Origin of the sequence: Oceanibaculum nanhaiense (genome assembly GCF_002148795.1) — a bacterium.
Classification (GTDB): Bacteria; Pseudomonadota; Alphaproteobacteria; order Oceanibaculales; family Oceanibaculaceae; genus Oceanibaculum; species Oceanibaculum nanhaiense.
The window spans coordinates 82,019-100,023 of the sequence record NZ_MPOB01000008.1; the positions used below are offsets into that span (position 1 = coordinate 82,019).

The 18,005-nt window shown below is 65.8% G+C and carries 15 protein-coding genes, 1 tRNA gene and 1 pseudogene; 9 read left to right on the plus strand and 8 right to left on the minus strand.

The genetic code is table 11. The annotated features are described in order from the left end of the window. The first annotated feature begins 96 nt into the window (after positions 1 to 96). The 6 genes from BKM74_RS14430 (at position 97) to BKM74_RS14455 (ending at position 6,069) form a co-directional block, all read left to right on the plus strand. Positions 97 to 909, plus strand: a complete 813-nt coding sequence (locus BKM74_RS14430) for an outer membrane protein assembly factor BamD (protein WP_086466417.1) — start codon at positions 97 to 99, stop codon at positions 907 to 909. 7 nt (positions 910 to 916) lie between these two features. Then, positions 917 to 2,593 (plus strand): DNA repair protein RecN, encoded by a 1,677-nt coding sequence (gene recN, locus BKM74_RS14435; protein WP_086466418.1) that lies wholly within the window; start codon positions 917 to 919, stop codon positions 2,591 to 2,593. Between the two features lie 11 nt (positions 2,594 to 2,604). Continuing rightward, entirely contained in the window at positions 2,605 to 4,734 is a 2,130-nt protein-coding gene (gene ligA / locus BKM74_RS14440; RefSeq protein ID WP_086466419.1) for an NAD-dependent DNA ligase LigA, read from the plus strand. Positions 4,735 to 4,820: 86 nt separating this feature from the next. Continuing rightward, positions 4,821 to 5,357 (plus strand): SRPBCC domain-containing protein, encoded by a 537-nt coding sequence (locus tag BKM74_RS14445; protein ID WP_086466420.1) that lies wholly within the window; start codon positions 4,821 to 4,823, stop codon positions 5,355 to 5,357. Positions 5,358 to 5,392: 35 nt separating this feature from the next. Further along, entirely contained in the window at positions 5,393 to 5,830 is a 438-nt protein-coding gene (locus tag BKM74_RS14450) for a putative toxin-antitoxin system toxin component, PIN family (RefSeq protein ID WP_086466469.1), read from the plus strand. Further along, on the plus strand, positions 5,827 to 6,069 hold the full coding sequence (locus BKM74_RS14455) for a ribbon-helix-helix protein, CopG family (protein ID WP_086466421.1): 243 nt from the start codon (positions 5,827 to 5,829) through the stop codon (positions 6,067 to 6,069). The genes BKM74_RS14450 and BKM74_RS14455 overlap by 4 nt, the downstream gene beginning before the upstream one ends. A gap of 6 nt (positions 6,070 to 6,075) precedes the next feature. Here the strand turns inward: BKM74_RS14455 and BKM74_RS14460 are convergent, their stop codons facing one another. Next, a complete protein-coding gene (locus tag BKM74_RS14460; protein ID WP_086466422.1) occupies positions 6,076 to 7,905 on the minus strand; it encodes an aminopeptidase P family protein in 1,830 nt (609 codons plus the stop codon). Positions 7,906 to 8,184: 279 nt separating this feature from the next. Between BKM74_RS14460 and BKM74_RS14465 the strand changes: the two genes are divergently transcribed. Beyond that, positions 8,185 to 8,544, plus strand: a complete 360-nt coding sequence (locus BKM74_RS14465; protein ID WP_245825948.1) for a DUF1127 domain-containing protein — start codon at positions 8,185 to 8,187, stop codon at positions 8,542 to 8,544. Positions 8,545 to 8,641: 97 nt separating this feature from the next. Here BKM74_RS14465 and BKM74_RS14470 read toward each other — a convergent pair whose 3' ends face one another. From BKM74_RS14470 to BKM74_RS14485, 4 genes are all read right to left on the minus strand, one after another. After that, positions 8,642 to 9,523, minus strand: a complete 882-nt coding sequence (locus tag BKM74_RS14470) for a 50S ribosomal protein L11 methyltransferase (RefSeq protein ID WP_086466424.1) — start codon at positions 9,521 to 9,523, stop codon at positions 8,642 to 8,644. Then, positions 9,520 to 11,811 carry an ATP-dependent helicase gene (locus BKM74_RS14475; protein ID WP_086466425.1) on the minus strand — a complete coding sequence of 764 codons (2,292 nt, stop codon included), beginning with the start codon at positions 11,809 to 11,811 and terminating at the stop codon, positions 9,520 to 9,522. Before BKM74_RS14475 ends, BKM74_RS14470 begins: the two co-directional genes overlap by 4 nt. A 239-nt stretch (positions 11,812 to 12,050) precedes the next feature. Further along, positions 12,051 to 12,749: an RlmE family RNA methyltransferase gene (locus BKM74_RS14480; protein WP_086466426.1), complete on the minus strand. Its 699-nt coding sequence runs from the start codon at positions 12,747 to 12,749 to the stop codon at positions 12,051 to 12,053. Between the two features lie 32 nt (positions 12,750 to 12,781). Further along, positions 12,782 to 13,909: a Ppx/GppA phosphatase family protein gene (locus BKM74_RS14485; RefSeq protein ID WP_245825949.1), complete on the minus strand. Its 1,128-nt coding sequence runs from the start codon at positions 13,907 to 13,909 to the stop codon at positions 12,782 to 12,784. 414 nt (positions 13,910 to 14,323) lie between these two features. On the opposite strand from BKM74_RS14485, the gene BKM74_RS14490 reads away from it, so the two are divergent. Then, positions 14,324 to 14,397, plus strand: a tRNA-Gln gene (locus tag BKM74_RS14490). 184 nt (positions 14,398 to 14,581) lie between these two features. On the opposite strand, the gene BKM74_RS14495 is transcribed toward BKM74_RS14490, so the two are convergent. Beyond that, complete coding sequence (locus BKM74_RS14495; protein WP_086466428.1) at positions 14,582 to 15,115, minus strand: BRO-N domain-containing protein; 534 nt, start codon at positions 15,113 to 15,115, stop codon at positions 14,582 to 14,584. Between the two features lie 214 nt (positions 15,116 to 15,329). Beyond that, positions 15,330 to 15,899 carry a hypothetical protein gene (locus BKM74_RS14500; RefSeq protein WP_140056094.1) on the minus strand — a complete coding sequence of 190 codons (570 nt, stop codon included), beginning with the start codon at positions 15,897 to 15,899 and terminating at the stop codon, positions 15,330 to 15,332. A 145-nt stretch (positions 15,900 to 16,044) separates the two neighbouring features. Here BKM74_RS14500 and BKM74_RS14505 point away from each other — a divergent pair. Then, positions 16,045 to 16,989: pseudogene (locus BKM74_RS14505) on the plus strand (IS630 family transposase). A 328-nt stretch (positions 16,990 to 17,317) separates the two neighbouring features. Here the strand turns inward: BKM74_RS14505 and BKM74_RS14510 are convergent. Further along, entirely contained in the window at positions 17,318 to 17,983 is a 666-nt protein-coding gene (locus tag BKM74_RS14510) for a TetR/AcrR family transcriptional regulator (protein WP_086466430.1), read from the minus strand. Between the last annotated feature and the right edge of the window lie 22 nt (positions 17,984 to 18,005).

Consider the following 18,005-nt stretch of genomic DNA (forward strand, 5'->3'; position numbering starts at 1 on the left):
CAGGCTGTGCCACCGTTGTAGCGAACGCCCGTGCCGGGCTATACTGTGGCGTGTCGCCCGCGCGGCGCATTAGACCGCAACCCGTGTCCGGACATCATGACGTCATTTCTTCGCGCTTCCCGGTTTGCCGGCTGCCTTGCCCTTACCCTCCTCGCCGCCTGTTCCGACAAGGAGGAAACCCCCTATGTCGAGCGGCCGGCCGAGACCATCTATAACGATGCGATGAATACGCTGCTGGCGCGCGACTATTTCCAGGCAGCCCCGCTGTTCGAGGAGGTGGAGCGCCAGCACCCCTACTCCAGCTGGGCGACCAAGGCGCAGCTGATGGCGGCCTATTCCTATTACCAGCAGAACCAGTATGACGACGCGGTGATCGCGCTGGAGCGCTTCATCGACCTGCACCCGGCCAGCCCGGATGTCGCCTATGCCTACTATATGAAGGCGCTGTGCTATTACGAGCAGATCGTCGATGTCGGCCGCGACCAGCGCATGACCAGCCAGGCGCTTACCGCCTTCGACGAGGTGGTGCGCCGCTTCCCGGACAGCAAATATGCCCGCGACGCCCGGCTGAAGATCGACCTCGCCAACGACCATCTCGCCGGCAAGCAGATGGAAATCGGTCGTTATTACCTGACGCGCGGCCATTACCTCGCCGCGATCACCCGGTTCCGCAAGGTGGTCGATGACTACCAGACCACGACCCATGTTCCCGAAGCCCTGCACCGGCTGACCGAGGCCTATTACACGCTGGGCCTGACCGCGGAAGCGGAAAAGGCCGCCGCCGTGCTGGGGCATAATTTCCCCGGCAGCGAATGGTACCAGGACAGCTATGCCAATCTGACCGGCGGCCCCGGTTCCGAGAATCGGGAGAAGAAGGGCTGGTTCGGTCGGCTGCGGAATATTTTCTGACCCGCGCATGCTGACCAGCCTCGCCATTCGCGACGTCGTTCTGATCGACCGGCTGGACCTCGACTTCCGCGCCGGCCTGTCGGTGCTGACCGGCGAGACCGGTGCCGGCAAGTCGATCCTGCTGGACGCGCTGGGCCTGGCGCTGGGCGCGCGCGGCGACAGCGGGCTGGTGCGCCATGGCGCCGAACAGGCCAGCGTGACCGCCTGCTTTGAGATCGCGGACCGCCATCCTGCCCTCGATGTACTGCTCGAACAGGAGATGCAGGCCGAGACGCCGCTGATCCTGCGCCGGGTGCTGACCGCCGATGGCCGCAGCCGCGCCTTCGTGAACGACCAGCCGGCCAGTGTCGGCCTGCTGCGCCGGCTGGGCGACCTGCTGGTGGAAATCCACGGCCAGTTCGACGATCGCGGGCTGCTCGACCCGGCGACCCACCGCACCGCGCTGGATGCGTTCGGCGGCAGCGCTGCCCTGTTGCGGGAAACCGCCACCGCCCATGCCGGCTGGCGGCAAGCCGCCGACGCGCTGGACCAGGCAAAGGCGGACGCGGCGCAGGCCCGCACCGACGAGGCCTTCCTGCGCCATTCGGTGGAGGAGCTGGACGCGCTCTCCCCCGAACCGGGCGAGGAGGAAAGGCTCGCCGAACAGCGCAGCCTGATGATGAATGCCGAGCAGATCGCCGAGGCCATGACCGCCGCGCTGGACCATCTGGGCGGCGACAATGGCGCGGAATCCGGGCTGGCCGGCGCATCGCGCCAGCTTGGCCGGATCGCCGGGAAGGCCGGCCCCATTCTGGACCCCGCGATGGCGGCGATCGACCGGGCAGCGGCGGAAGCCCAGGAAGCCGTGCATCTGCTGCAATCAGTGGCCAGCGAGCTGGAAACCGACCCCGCCGCGCTGGCGAAGGCGGAGGACCGGCTGTACGCGCTGCGCGACGTCGCCCGCAAGCATGGGGTGGGGGTGGATGATCTGGCCGCCCTGCGCGACACGCTGGCCGGGCGGCTGGCCGCCATCGACGACAGCGGCGGGCGGCTGGTGGCGCTGGAAGCGGCGGCGAAGGCCGCGCGCGAGACCTATATCGCGGCGGCGGAAAAACTGGGCGAGACACGGCGCAAGGCGGCCAGCCGCATCGACAAGGCGGTGGGCGCGGAACTACCGCCGCTGCGGCTGGACAAGGCGCGCTTCGCCACCCGCGTCGAACCCCTGCCGGAGGCGCAATGGGGGCCGCAGGGCATGGACCGGGTAGCCTTCGAGGTTGCCACCAATCCGGGCCAGGCGCCGGGACCGATCAACAAGATCGCCTCGGGCGGCGAGCTGTCGCGCTTCATGCTGGCGGTGAAGGTGGTGCTGAGCCAGGTATCGCCCGTCCCGACGCTGGTGTTCGACGAGGTCGATAGTGGCGTTGGCGGTGCCACGGCGGATGCGGTGGGCGAAAGGTTGGCCCGGCTGGGCGACGGGCTGCAAGTGCTGGTCGTCACCCATTCGCCGCAGGTCGCCGCGCGCGGCGGGCAGCATCTGCGCGTCGAGAAGCGGGCCGGACGCGACGCCACCACCACGACTGTTGTGCCGCTGGGCGATGGGGAGCGCCGCGAGGAGATCGCCCGCATGCTGTCCGGTGCCGAGATCACCGACGAGGCGCGCGCCGCCGCCAACCGCCTGATGACCGCCCCCCTGAGCGCCCGCTAAGCGACACGAGCATGACCGACAAGACCGGCACTGAACACATCCCCGTCGATTCGCTGACCCTGGAACAGGCCGCGCTGGAGCTGGAGCGGCTGGCCAGCGAGATCGCGCATCACAATGCGCTCTATTACCAGAAGGATGCGCCGGAGATATCCGACGCCACCTATGATTCGCTGTTCCGGCGCAACCAGCAGATCGAGGCGAAATTCCCGGAGCTGATCCGCGAGGACAGCCCGTCGCTGCAGGTCGGTTCCGCCCCCTCCTCCGCCTTCGCCAAGGTGACGCACGCCAGGCCCATGCTGTCGCTGGCCAATGCCTTCGACGAGGCGGATGTGCGCGACTTCGTCGGCCGCGTGCGGCGCTTCCTGGGGCTGGCCGCCGACGCGCCAGTGGCGATGGTGGCGGAACCGAAGATCGACGGGCTGTCCGCCTCGCTGCGCTATGAGAAGGGCCGCTTCGTGCAGGGGGCGACGCGCGGCGACGGTGCCGTGGGCGAGGACATCACCGCCAATCTGCGCACGGTATCCGGCATTCCCGAACGCCTCACCGGCGACGCGCCCGACGTGCTGGAGGTGCGCGGCGAGGTCTATATGCGCAAGGACGAGTTCCTGGCGATGAACGAGGCCGCTAGGGCGCGCATCGAGCAGGGCGAGAAGGGCGAGAAGATCTTCGCCAACCCGCGCAACGCGGCGGCCGGCTCGCTGCGCCAGCTCGACTCCACGATCACCGCGAAGCGCAAGCTGCATTTCTTCGGCTATGGCTGGGGCGAGCTGAGCGATCCGGTTTCCGAGACCCAGTCGGGCTTCATGGAGCGGCTGAAAGGCTGGGGCTTCGGCACCAACCCGCTCTGGAAGACGCTCGATTCGGCGGACGCGCTGATCGCCTATCATGCCGAGATCGCGGCGCAGCGCTCCGGCCTGCCCTACGATATTGACGGCGTGGTCTATAAGGTCGATTCCATCGCCCTGCAGCAGCGCCTCGGCATGGTCAGCCGCGCGCCGCGCTGGGCGATTGCCCATAAATTCCCGGCCGAGCAGGCACAGACCCGGATCCTCGACATCGAAATCCAGGTCGGCCGCACCGGCGCCCTGACCCCGGTCGCCAATCTGGAGCCGGTGAATGTCGGCGGCGTCATGGTCAGCCGCGCCACCCTGCATAATGAGGACGAGATCGCCCGCAAGGATGTGCGCGTGGGCGATACCGTGATCCTGCAGCGCGCCGGCGACGTCATCCCGCAGATATTGGGTCCGGTGCTGGAACAGCGGCCGGCGGACTCGGCGCCCTTTATCTTCCCCGACAAATGCCCGGCCTGCGGCAGCGACGCGGTGCGCGGAGAGGGCGAGGCGGTGCGGCGCTGCGTCGGCGGCCTGACCTGCCCGGCACAGGCGGTCGAGCGGCTGCGCCATTTCGTCAGCCGCGACGCCTTCGACATCGAAGGGTTGGGCGAGAAATCCATCCAGGCCTTCTTCGAGGACGGCACGGTGAAAAGCCCCGCCGACCTGTTCACCCTGCAGTCGCGCGACGGCCAGTCGCTGACGCCGCTGCGCAACCGCGAGGGCTGGGGCAAGCTGTCGGCGGACAAGCTGTTCGCTGCCATCGAGCAGCGCCGCAGCGTGCCGCTGGAGCGCTTCATCTATGCGCTGGGCATCCGCCAGATCGGCCAGGCCACGGCAAAGCTGCTGGCCCGGCATTACGGATCGCTGGACGCGCTGACCGACGCCCTGAAGGATGCCGCCGCTAACCCGGAAGGCGATGCCTATCGCGATTTGGTGAACATCGACCAGATCGGCCCGGCGGTGGCGAAGGATCTGATCGCCTTCTTCGCCGAGGACCATAATCGAGAGACGGTCGGCGCGCTGCGCGATCAGGTGGCGGTCGAGGATTATGTCAGCCGCGTCGCCACGGACTCGCCCATCATGGGCAAGACCGTGGTGTTCACCGGCACGCTGACCCGCGTGACCCGCGACGAGGCGAAGGCGCGGGCCGAGGCGCTGGGCGCCAAGGTCGCCGGTTCGGTGTCGAAGAAAACCGACTATGTGGTGATCGGCGCGGATGCCGGTTCCAAGGCGAAAAAGGCCGAGGAACTTCTGGCCCCCGAGCAGATCCTGGACGAGGATGGCTGGTTCGATCTCATCGGCGCGTGATCGCCGGTGCGTGGCAGCGCCGGGTGTGATTTAACAACAACAAGGCCGGCCTGAAATCGGCCAGCGGGCGTTGAAGGGACAAAACGATGCGTCTGGTGAAAACATCGATCGAGATTGCCTGCTCGCCGGGTGAAGCGTGGCGTGTGCTGATGGATTTCCCCGCCTATGCGGAGTGGAACCCCTTCATCCAGCAGATCACCGGCACAGCCACCCCCGGCCATCGGCTGCGCCTGACCCAGACACTGCCCGACGGGCGGACGCGGTCCATCCGCTACCGGGTCGTGAAGCTGGATGTCCGGCGTGAGCTGCGGCTGCGTTCCAGCGCCCTGTTGCCCGGCCTGCTGCGCCGCGAGCTTGTGTTCCGCATGATCAGCCGCGGGGCGATGGGCTGCAGCTTCTACCAGCAGGAGGAGGTCAGCGGGCTGTTCTCCATCTTCATCGGCGCGGGTAGCCTCGCGGCGCTGCGGCTGCGCTTTGAGGCGATGAACGCGGCGCTGAAGGCCCGCTGCGAAGGCACCGAGCCGCCGATGCTGGTGCTGGCGCATCACGATGCCGTCGAGGACGCACCGGCCAAGGACGCACAGGGCGCGGACACGGTAGAAGGCGGCGCGACGGCGGCTTGACGTGACCTCACTTGAATGATGTCATATACGACATCATGTTGGTGATTGACACGAATGTTCTTGTCGCGGGACTGCGCTCAAGGAACGGCGCAAGCTTTCATATTCTGAAGGCGTTAGGCGAAGGACGGCTTCTGGCGGCGGCCTCCGCAGCGTTACTTTTCGAATATGAGGCTGTTCTGCGGCGCGACGATCAACTGAGCGCCTTCTGGTTGGATGAAACGGAGATCGATACCCTTCTCGGCGTGCTGGCCAGCAAGCTGTATCCCACACCCATTCATTTCGAATGGCGGCCACAGCTCACCGATCCGGGCGACGAGAAGGTGCTTGAAACGGCGATCAATGCCGCTGCGAGGGCAATTGTCACCCACAATACCTCGGACTTCATTCCGAATACGCTTCGCTTCGGCATTGAGGTTATTACACCTGCCGAATTGTTGCGCCAGCAACCGGAATTAATGGAGGACAAGCAATGAGCACTTATTCTCTGCGCATCCCGGATGATTTGATGGAAGAGGCCAAGAAACTGGCCGCTAGGAACGACACGTCGCTGAACCAGTTCTTCCTGGCCGCCATTGCCGAGCGTGTCGGCACCGAACGTACCAAGCGTGTGTTCGAGCGCATGGCCGCCAAGGCGGATGAGCAGACATTCCAGGCGATCCTCAACCGTGTCCCGGCGGCGCCCATTCCGCCTTCCGACGCACTGCCGGAATAGTCCCCCTCACAGCGGCCGGGTGGCCTCTTCCAGCCAGCCGCGGGTCTCTTCGTCCAGCAGCGGCGCCAGCGTCTCGCGCACGCGGGCATGGTAGCCATCCATCCAGCCGCGCTCTTCCGGCGTCAGCAGCGGCAGATCGATCAGCGTGCGGTCGATCGGCGCCAGGGTCAGCGTCTCGAAGCCCAGCATCGGCCGCTCGCCGCCCGGCACCTCGACGGCTTCCGTGACCGCCACCAGATTCTCGATGCGGATGCCATAGGCGCCGGTCTTGTAGTAGCCGGGCTCGTTGGAGACGATCATGCCCGGCTGCAGCGCGATTGTGTTGCCGGCCTTGGAGATGCGCTGCGGCCCCTCATGCACCGACAGGTAGCTGCCGACGCCATGGCCGGTGCCATGGTCGAAATCGAAACCGCTCTGCCAGAGCGAAAGCCGCGCCAGAACGTCCAGCTGACTGCCGGTCGTGCCCTGCGGAAAGCGCGCCGTGGCGATGGCGATATGGCCTTTCAGCACACGGGTGAAACGGTCGCGCATCTCCGCCGAGGGCTGGCCGATGGCGATAGTGCGGGTGATGTCCGTGGTACCGTCCAGATATTGCGCGCCGCTATCGACCAGATAGAGCTCGCCCGGCTGCATCACCCGGTTCGTCGCCTCGGTCGCACGGTAATGCACGATGGCGCCGTTCGGGCCGGAGCCGGAGATGGTGTCGAAGGACAGGTCGCGCAGCAGTCCGGTCTCTGCGCGGAAGGCTTCCAGCCGGTCGGAGGCGGTCAGCTCGTCCACGGTGCCCTTCGGCGCCTCGCGCGCCAGCCAGGCCAGGAAGCGCGTCACCGCCGCGCCATCGCGCCGGTGCGCCTCACGGCTGCCTTGCAGCTCCACCGGGTTCTTGCAGGCCTTGGGCAGCAGGCAGGGATCGGCGGCGCGTGTCACTTTCGCCCCTGCCGTCTGCAGCTGTTCCAGCACCGCAACCGGCGCTGTCGCCGGATCGACGCGGACCCGCTTGCCCGCCGTCCCCAGCGCCGCCAGTGCCGGCAGGAAAGCGTCGGGCGTGGCCAGCGCGACCTCGTTGCCGAGGTGACAGCGCGTTGCCTCGCCCAGCTTGGCCGGATCGATGAACAGGCTGACGCTGGCATCGGCGTTCAGAATGGCGAAGGACAGCGGCAGCGGCGTGTGCGGCACGTCCGTGCCGCGAATGTTCAGCAGCCAGGCAATGGATTCCGGTAGGGTCAGTGCCGCCGCATCCTCGCCCGCCTTCGCCAGGTCCGCCGCGATCTGGCGGCGCTTGTCTGCCGAGGCCATGCCGGCATGGGCAATTTCGTGCGGCACGGCGGGGGTGGCCGGCGGCGCCGGCTGGTCAGCCCAGACCGCGTCCAGCGGGTTGCCCTCGACAGCGACCAGCGCGCCCTTCGCCTTCTCCACCGCCACCTTCAGCTTTTCCAGATCGTTCGGCGTGTGCAGCCAGGGATCGTAGCCCAGCTTCGCCCCCGCCGTCAGGTTGGCCTCGATCCAGTCGGGCATCGACTGGTCGGCACTGTGGATGCGCGCGAACAGCCCGCCATCGACCTGTGCCGCCACCTGCAGCGTGTAGCGGCCATCGACGAACACCGCCGCCGCGTCGCGCAGCACCGCCGCATTGCCGGCCGAACCGGTAAAGCCGGTCAGCCAGGCCAGCCGCTCGGCGCGGGCCGGCACATATTCGCCCTGATGCTCGTCGGCGCGCGGCACCAGGAACCCGTCCAGCCCGCGCCGCGCCAGTTCGGCACGCAGGGCGCGGAGGCGGGTTTCGTGCGGCGCGCTATGCGTCTTCAGGGGCGCTGTGGAGGGGCTGACAGCGGACATGGCAGGACTTTCGGTTGCGATTACACCCCAGAAGCTAGGCCCTCCCCCTGCCGGAAACAAGCATTCCTGCGGCTTTCCGGCCAAGCATCCCGGTTAACGCATGAGCAACGATTAGATATGCACTAATATCATTGCTGCGGTGCACGAAATGCGCGTTTCCTCAGGCCCGGACAGGCATATTTATATCTCGTGATTTTAACGGAGCGCCCGGCCAGCCCACGGTCCATAAGGGATTGAGCGACTGAGGCGTCCATGATGATAAAGATGAGGATGACCGCCATGTCGAGCAACACCGCTCTGAACAACACTGCCAATGCTGCGGCGCACAATGGTGCCTACACCATGCCGCAGATCGACGTTCTGTCGAACATCACCTATGCCCGCTCCCTGCAGGCTGCCGCTGTCCGCAAGGGCACGATCTTCGTGGCCCGCGCGATTGCCCGCGGTGCCGTGTGGCTGGTGCAGCCGGTCCTGGACTGGCAGCGCAAGAACCGCACCTATTCCGAGCTGATGTCGCTGGACGACCGCATGCTCGAGGATATCGGCCTGCATCGCACCCAGGTGCGCAGCGTGGCCTATGACAGCGACGTCGATGCCGGCATCGCCGCCAACACCAACCGTTCCCCGAAGGCAGCGTAAACTCCCCCCTCTACGCGCCTCACAGGGCCGGCGGCTCTCGCGATCCTTTTCCTCCCTGGGATCTGCTGAGAGCCGCCGGTTTTATTTTGTGCGGAATTCAGCCGATCACAAGCGTGTGCCAGCCATCCTGCGGGATCCGGCGCTTCAGATAGAGGCGCTGGGCGCGGTGCGCGGACAGCACCCATTTCTCCTGCCGCGCGGTCAGGCCCGACAGCACGGCAATGCCGCCCGGCGCCAGATGGCGCTTCAGATCCTTCGCCATACGGCACAGCGGCCGCGCCAGGATGTTGGCGAAGATCAGATCGTAGGGTCCCTTGCGCGTCACCAGCGGGTTGCGGTAGCCCGGCCCGGAGATCGCGCGCACGGCCGGCACGCGGTTGAGGCGCGTATTCTCCCGCGCCACGTCGCGCGCCTGCGGATCGATATCCGACAGCAGCACCCGGCAGGGCCAGCTCTTCGCCGCCGCCACGCCCAGAATCCCCGACCCACAGCCCATATCCAGCACCCGGAACGGCCGGTGCCGGCGCTTCGCCATATCGCCGGCCGCCATCAGGCAGCCGCGCGTGGTGGCATGCTCGCCAGAACCGAAGGCGATGGCGGCGTCGATCAGCAGCGGGATGCTGCCCGAGGGCGGCTGCTTCTGGTGATGCGAGCCATGGATGAAATAACGACCGATCTGGATCGGCGGGAAGCGGCGCCGGTTTTCCTTCAGCCAGTCGGTCCAGGGCAGCACTTCGATCCGCGTCTCCGGCTCGGCGACGCCATTGGTCAGCGCGGTCACCGCCACGGCGGAGATCACGCCGGCACGGTCCGGCTGGCTCTCGCCGAACCCTTCGATCTTCCAGGTCACGCCCTCGCCCAGCTCCACCATCGCCACGGCGCTGACGAAGGGCTCGATGGCCTCGGCGAAATCCAGCGCCAGTTCGGCCGGAACCTCAAGCTCGACGCGGTAACCGCCAATGCGTTTCTGATCGCTCATTTCTTCTCCACGAAGGCGGCGAGCACCTTCTTGGTGCCGGCCTTGTCGAATTCGATTTCCAGCTTGTCGGCCTCGACGCTGCGCACCGTGCCCATACCGAATTTCTGGTGGAACACACGGGTACCGCGCTTCACCCCGTCGGCATTCGGCTTGTTGGTCGCCACGCTGTAGGGCACGCCTTCCAGGGTCGGCTGCTCGCGGCGCGCAAAGCGCCTGCCACCTTCAAAATAGCCGCCACTCTCGCGCGGCGGGCTGGAGGCATAGGCCCCGCTGCGGCTGGCCGCGCCCCAGTCGGTCTGCCGCGCGCCGCCACCGAACAACCCGCCCTCGACATCCTGCTCGACATGATCGGCCGGCAGTTCGGAGACGAAGCGCGAGGGCAGCGAATTCTGCCACAGCCCATGCACCCGCCGGTTGGCGGCATAGAGGATATCCGCCCGTTTACGCGCCCGCGTCAGCCCGACATAGGCGAGGCGACGTTCTTCCTCCAGCCCGGAGGCACCGCTTTCGTCCAGCGCGCGCTGGTGCGGGAACAGCCCTTCCTCCCAGCCGGGCAGGAACACGGTGTCGAATTCCAGCCCCTTCGCGCTGTGCAGCGTCATGATCGAGAGCTGGTCGAGCGAGCTGTCCTCGGCATTCTCCATCACCAGGCTGATATGTTCGAGGAAGCCGGCCAGGCTCTCGAACTCCTCCATGGCGCGGATCAGCTCCTTCAGATTTTCCAGCCGGCCCGGCGCTTCCGGCGATTTGTCGAGCTGCCACATGGCGGTATAGCCGCTCTCGTCCAGCACCAGCTGCGCCAGGTCGGGATGCGGCATATGGGTCAGCTCGGCGCGCCAGCGGTCGAAATCGCGGATCAGGTCGGACAGCGACTTGCGCGGCTTCGGCTTCAGCTCGTCGGTGCCGACCAGCTGCCGGCAGGCGGTCATCAGCGACGTCCCCTGCGCGCGCGCCAGCTGGTGCGCGGCCTGCAGGGTGGCATCGCCCAGCCCGCGCCGGGGCGTGTTCACGATCCGCTCGAAGGCGAGGTCATCGTCCGGCTGCGCGATGATGCGCAGGTAGGCGATGGCGTCGCGGATCTCCAGCCGCTCATAGAAGCGCGGCCCGCCAACCACCCGATAGGGCACGCCCAGCGTGATGAAACGTTCCTCGAACTCACGGGTCTGGAAGCCGGCACGCACCAGCACCGCCATCTCGGCCAGCGAGTTGCCGGCGCGCTGCAGCGCCTCGACCTCCTCGCCGACGGTGCGGGCCTCCTCCTCGCCGTCCCAGACGCCGCGCACGCGGACCTTCTCACCCTCATTGGCCTCGGTCCACAGCGTCTTGCCGAGCCGCCCCTCATTCTTCGCGATCAGCCCGCCGGCGGCGGCCAGGATATGCGGGGTGGAGCGGTAATTCTGCTCCAGCCGGATAACCGCAGCACCAGGGAAATCCTTCTCGAACTTCAGGATGTTGCCGACCTCGGCGCCGCGCCAGCCATAGATCGACTGGTCGTCATCGCCCACACAGCAGATGTTCTTGTTCTTCTGCGCCAGCAGCCGCAGCCAGAGATACTGCGCGACGTTGGTGTCCTGATACTCGTCCACCAGCATGTAGCTGAAGCGGTCGTGATATTCCGCCAGCACCTCCGGATGCTTCTGGAACAGCTCCACGCAATGCAGCATCAGATCGCCGAAATCGGCGGCGTTCAGAGTCAGCAAGCGTTCCTGGTATTGCCGGTACAGCTGCACGATCTTGCCGCCGGCCAGCTCCATCGCGTCTTCCGCCGGCACCCGGTCGGGGCTGAGCGCGCGGTCCTTCCAGCGCTGGATCGTGCCCATCAGCACGCGGGCCGGCCAGCGCTTGTCGTCGATGCCCTCGGCCTGCAGCAGTTGCTTCAGCAGCCGCACCTGATCGTCGGCGTCGAGGATGGTGAAATTGCTCTTCAGCCCCACAAGCTCGGCATGGCGGCGCAGAATACGCACGCAGATCGCGTGGAAGGTGCCGAGCCAGATCTGCTCCGCCGCCGGGCCGATGATCGCGGCGATGCGCTCGCGCATCTCGCGCGCCGCCTTGTTGGTGAAGGTGACGGCCAGGATATTCCAAGGTTTCGCCCGGCCGGTGACCAGCAGATGGGCGAGCCGGGTAATCAGCACCCGGGTCTTGCCGGTGCCGGCGCCGGCCAGCACGAGGACCGGTCCGTCGAGCGTCTCCACGGCCTGGCGCTGTGCCGCGTTCAGCGTGTCGAGATAGGCGGGCCGGGACGCGGCCGGACGGAAATCGGGGGAGGAAGGCGTGGTCATGGACATGCCGCCTGATATAGCGGATCGAGGACGATGCGTCTGCCCAAAATGGCGGTTCTATACCTTCGCTCATCTTACTAAATCATCCCTCTCCCCAACGCGGGAGAGGGTTGCGCAGCCTTATCGAGGCGTAAGCCGAGATTAGGCGAAGCTGGGTGAGGGGGAGTTGCACGACCAACGCCCCCCTCACCCGGTTCGCTGACGCTCACCACCCTCTCCCGCGAGGGGAGAGGGTTTTTTGCCCCCTACTCCGCCTCCGGCTCCTCCGGCGCGCCGCGGAAGCCGCTGGCGACGACGTAAAGCTCCGCCGAGTCAGAGCGACTGGAGGGCGGCTTGGCATGCTTCACTGTAGTGAAGCACAGCTTCATGCGGTTCAGCAGCGTGCCTTCGGTGCCGCCCTGGAACACCTTGCAGGCGAAGGTGCCGCCGGGCGCCAGCACCTCTTCCGCGAAGGCCAGCGCGCTCTCGCACAGGCCGATGATGCGCAGATGGTCGGTCTTGGTGTGGCCGGTGGTCGGCGGCGCCATGTCGGACAGCACCAGATCCGCCTTGCCGCCCAGCGCTGCCTTCAGCCGGTCGGGCGCGTCGTCGGCCAGGAAATCCATATGCAGCACGGTCACCCCGCCCATCTCGTCCATCGGCAGGATGTCCAGCGCCACGATGACGGCGTTCGGCGCGCGCTCCACCGCCACCTGGGTCCAGCCGCCCGGCGCCGCCCCCAGATCGACGATACGCTTCGCCCCCTTGAAGAAGTGGAACTTGTCGTCCAGCTGGGCGATCTTGAAGGCCGCGCGCGAGCGATAGCCCTGGCGCTTCGCCTCCGCCACATAGGGGTCGTTCAGCTGGCGCTGCAGCCACAGTGTCGAGGAGAGCGAGCGCTTGCGCGCCGTCTTCACCCGTACCGCCGGTCCACTACGCCCGGAGGGGCCGCTGCCGCGACTCATGAGTATCTTCCCGCTATCACGTTGATGAATTCCTAAAGCGTCAGGCGCCGGTAATGCGGCCCGGTAGCGTGGCGCACCCGGCCGGTCTCATGCCGTTCCAGCAGGCCGAACAGGATACCCTCGCGCACGCCGCGATCGCCGACCCGCAGGCGCCCGACCGGCCAGCGCCGGCAGATCGCATCCAGGATGGCGCAGCCGGCCAGCACCAGGTCGGCGCGGTCATGGCCGATGCAGGGCTGTGCGGCGCGGCCGGCATAATCCAGCGAGACCAGCCTTGTGGTCATCTCCTGCACCTGATCGAAGCCCAGGAAGGTGCCATCCACCTTGGAGCGGTCATAGCGCGCGAGGCCCATCGACATACCGGCCAGCGTGGTCACCGTGCCCGAGGTGCCGAGCATCTGCACCTCGCCGGCCTTGATGCGCTGGCCGATGGAGCAGATCGCCTCGAACTTCTCCAGATGCGGCGCCACCTCGGCGATCATCGCCTCATAGACGGTGCGGCCAATATCCTGGCAACCGAAGCGTTCGGCGAGGCTGACCACGCCCAGCGGGATGGAAATGATCTTGCGCAGCTCGTGCCCGCCGCCCTCCTCCAGCTTGAAGAAGGACACCTCGGTCGAGCCGCCGCCAATATCGAAGACCAGGCCGTAGGGCGTGTCACGGTCGAGCAGCGGCACGCAGCCGGCGACGGCCAGCGCCGCCTCCTCCTCGGTGTCGATGATCTCGATGGCGAGGCCGGTCTCGTCCTTCACCCGGACCATGAACTCGTTGCAGTTGGCGGCGCGGCGGCAGGCCTCGGTGGCAACGGCGCGGAAGGATGTCACCTGGCGGCGCTCCATCTTCTGCGCGCACACGCGCAACGCCTCCACCGTGCGGTCCATCGCGGCGGGCGACAGCAGGCCGCTGGAACACACGCCCTCGCCCAGCCGCACGACGCGCGAGAAGGCGTCGATCACCTTGAAGCCCTCGCAGCCGCGCTCGCGCCGCGCCGGGCGGGCGACCAGCAGCCGGCAATTGTTGGTGCCGAGATCGAGTGCCGCGAATACCGGCGGGGCTGGCCTGAACGCCGCCTCATCGCGGACGAGCGTGTCCGAGGCCGGCGGCAAAGCCGCCGGCATCCGGGCATTCTCGGGGCGATAAGGCTTGTTGATGACACGCACTCCGTTCTCTGAACTGGCGATGGCCGCTTCCGCGCCGACGGGCCGTCACACTCCATCAGCTTAGTCTGTATTATATATGGTGTTCAGCACAAGGCTGGCCGCCATATAAAGTGAAACCCTGCCATGATTTTCCATCCTGCGGGATTTCCAGAGCCATCGTACACAGACCGGCAAGCCGCCGTCCAGACGCTGCGGTGCCGCACCCCGCCGCGTCGCGCGTCTGGGCCCCTTCAAACCCCGGGCCAGAACTTGGGCCAGCCACCCCACCAGACCTTGGGCCGAATTGGGCGAAAATTCGCGCCACCGGGACAGAGAAGGGCTTAACAGCACCAGATTGATATGATAGAGAAGCGCCCTCTTAATCGGGCGGAGGCATACCGCAGCGCTTTTCGGCGCAGCTTCCCGCCCCACGGTTGGGGGATCGTCTAGCGGTAGGACTACGGACTCTGACTCCGTCAACCCTGGTTCGAATCCAGGTCCCCCAGCCAATTCTAATTTTCCCTTTAAAATCAGCACCATAGAGCACTTTGACAGGCACCTGCTAGTACAGGTTGCTATGACAGATTGCTATGACGCGGCCTGCCGGTACCTGGGCGGTCGGCCCCTCACAGAAGGGGTTTATCCATGCTCACGCTTCTCAACGACGCCACCTCCGTTAGCCGCCGCTTCAGCCTAGAGCTGGAAGAAGACGATCTGGTGGTGATTGCCCGCGCTCTCGGGCGCTGTCGGCAGCCGGAGGACCGCCCCGACCATCAGGACGAACAGGGGAACATTGCAGCCCTTCACGAGCGCTTCACGGCTGGGCAGCAGCTTCTCGGCTTCCTCCTTGGCGACGATGCTGTACGCCTCGGCTTCCGCCACGCGGGCCAGGGCCTCGGCCATCTTGGCCTTGGCCACCTCCTGCCACGCCGAAGCGATGTCGGCAGGCAGCGGCATGGTCTCGCCCTTCTCCATCGTGTAGGTGCCCGTCTTGCGGATCGCCGGGAGGACTTCACGGGTAACCCAATCCTGGAAGGGACGGGCGTTCGGGCGGTTGCTGCGCATTATGAGCTTGTAGAGACCGCTTTCGGACAGAACGGTCTGCGAGCGCTGGCGGTAGCCGGCCTTGGTGGCAGCACCTTGCCATTTCCAGCAGCCGGTCTCCGGGTCGATGGCGACCCGCGTCTTCAGGTACTCCTGGAGTTCCGCTGCGGTCTTCTCCGCCATCAGCCCCGGCCCTCCGGGCGGCAGCTTTCGGGCATGGGGGTACGCTTGCGCTTCTTGCGCATGATGGTTCCTTTCCTGGAAACGCAAAAAGCCGCCTGGATTTCTCCAGACGGCTCTTACGGTTGGTTGTGATGGTGTGCGGTGGTGATCTAGCCGGCACCGCGCCGGTTCGTGTGGAGAACGGAGGTGATTGCCCCCGCTCCCCTATGCGCCCTCACTGAACCCCGATGGTCCGCGCTCGGGCCTGGTTCAGCTTCCACTCCCGGTACGCTTGATGCACCGCCGGGTTCTCCCGCCATAGCTGCACCTCGGCGGCCTTGCGGTACTGCTCCACGATCCGCTGGACGGCGATCAACCGCCCCCCGGAGAAGTCCGCATCCCCATCGCTAAGGCGATAATAAGCGGCAGACTGAATGACCGCCTCCAGGGTCTCCTTCAGGGTCCGCCCGCCAACACGGAGGGTCCCCGTCAGCTCCAGCCAGCGGTCAAAGGCGGATTGCCGATGACTGGTGCCGGGCAGGCCGGAGAAAGCCGGCATGGCGATTTCCCGAAGGTCCACGCCATAGCGTTCCGGCCTGGGCTGCCGGAAGCCGCCCTCATGGACGATTGCCAGCCGGGCAAGCTCCGTCTTCACCGCCTCGTTCCTGAACTCGGAATAGGCGAAGGGCGAGAGCCAGTCCGGGCCGAAGCCCGCCGGGACGTTCACGGGTTCCCCCAGGAAGTTCCGCCTCGGGTCCAGCTCCTGGCTGTAGCCGGGGAGCCGGCTGCGGATGGCCTGAAGCATGCCATTCACCTCCCGAAGGTATGCTGAGCACCTGAACATTATGCCGCCATTGCCTAGAGTTTTTCTGCTTGTAATTGAATCTGAGGGTTTCCCCGAGGGGTAATTTTGTGATTCAAACTATCCACTGGTTAGGAGGCCAGCATGGATGAGGCCATATTCTGCGGATTTGCGGGCACTTTTCTGCCGTTATCTGGATGAGGGCATGTCCGCGCGAGCGGCGGGGCAAGTGGTTGGGGTGAGCGCGAGCACGGCGGTCAAATGGGCACAGCGACGGCGCGCGACGGGATCAGTTGCAGCGAACAAGATCGGAGGCGGCAAGCCCGTTCTGTTGGAGGCCGAACGCGACTGGCTGATGGCGCGGATCGAACAGAAGAAGGACCTGACGCTGCACGAGTTGCTGGCCGAGCTTCGCAACGAGCGGGGCGTTGTGGTTTGCTGCGACACGCTGTGGCGGTTCCTGCGGCGCTGCGGCAAGACATTTAAAAAAAGACGCTTTTCGCCAAGGAGCAGGATCGCCCCGACGTCGTCCGGCGCCGCAATCGCTGGAGCTGGGTCCAGCGCTGGGTAGACCCCAGACGCATGGTCTTCATCGACGAAACCTGGGCCAAGACCAACATGACCCGCACCCATGGCTGGTGCACAAAGGGCGAGGCGCTGATCGACAAGGTGCCGCATGGGCACTGGAAAACGCTGACCTTCATTGCCGGGCTGCGGCACGATGGTATCGTTGCCCCCTGCGTCCTCGACGGCCCGATCAACGGCGAGAGCTTTACCGCATGGGTCGAGCAGTTCCTGATCCCGGTGCTGGAACCAGGCAGCATCGTCGTCGTCGAACAACCTCGGCAGCCACAAGGGACAGGCGGTGCGCAAGATGCTCAAGGCGGCGGGCATCAGGCTGTTCTTCCTGCCGCCTTACTCGCCCGATCTGAACCCCATCGAAGAGATGTTCTCCAAGCTCAAACGCCTCCTGCGCAAGGCAAATGAGCGCACAGTCGAGGCCACATGGAGGCGCATCGGCAAACTGCTCGATCACTTCTCGCCCGCTGAATGCAAAAACTACATTCGTGGGGCCAGTTATGCATCAATATGAATCAGAAAGACTCTAGCGTAGGATTCCGCCCCCTTCCGCAAAGTGGCCCGCCATCGGTCCAGTCAGATTGATCTTGGCGCTCCCGTGAAGAATCTGGCCCATAGCATCTCCCTCTCCAACGGAGATAATGATACGCCATCACATTGTGGGACTAAACACCTAAGGCCTCCTGCTCAGCGCCGCCATCTCCCGCTCAAGCGGATCAACCCTTCGGCTTCCTGACGCTGAGCTGTTTTTACTCGGAAATCCTGCTCTGGTTGCCCTCGCAGGTAAAATAGCCAGGCTGTCAGTCAGATTGCGCAGAAGGTTTTCTTCGTGATGGTTTCAGCTATTTACACCGGTTGCTGTCCGGCGCTTGCACGTGGTACAGGCCGTGCCGCACGAACTTCATATAGGCCTCGATCACCCAGTCCGGCATTGCGCCGGGGCGATCCCCGCTAAAGCCGTAGCGCATGGACAGATAGCCGCGCGCCGCCAGCAGCATGAAGGCGACCACCTCCAGCTCGCGCTTTTCGTAGCCCGGCATCTCGCCGCGTTCCCAGCTGCGCGAAAGCGCGCGGGCATAGCCACCGGCGATCGCGTCGATATGCTGGCGGTGCGCCTTCGGCGCCAGCGTCTCAGCCTCATACAGGATGCGGTAGAATTCCGGATAGTCGCGCAGGAAGTCGAAATAGGCGCGGATGCGCCGCTCCTCGCGTTCCGGACCGGTCGCCTCGCCCATCCGGCTGCGAATATAGGCGAGCATCTTATCGCCGAGCGCCGGCAGCAACTGGTCGAACAGATCCTGCCGCGAGTCGAAATAATTGTAGAAGGTACCTTGCGCCACCTTGGCCCGCGCCGTGATGCGGGAAATCGACGCCTCGGCATACCCATGCTCGCCGACCATTTCGGCCGCCGCCTGGAACAGCGCCTGGCGTGTTTCCTCGCTGCGTTCGGCGCGCGAACGGCGCCGCGGCTTGTCCGTTTGCTGTTCCTTTTCCTTGGTCGCGCTCACGCATACCCCTCGTTGAAAGCCG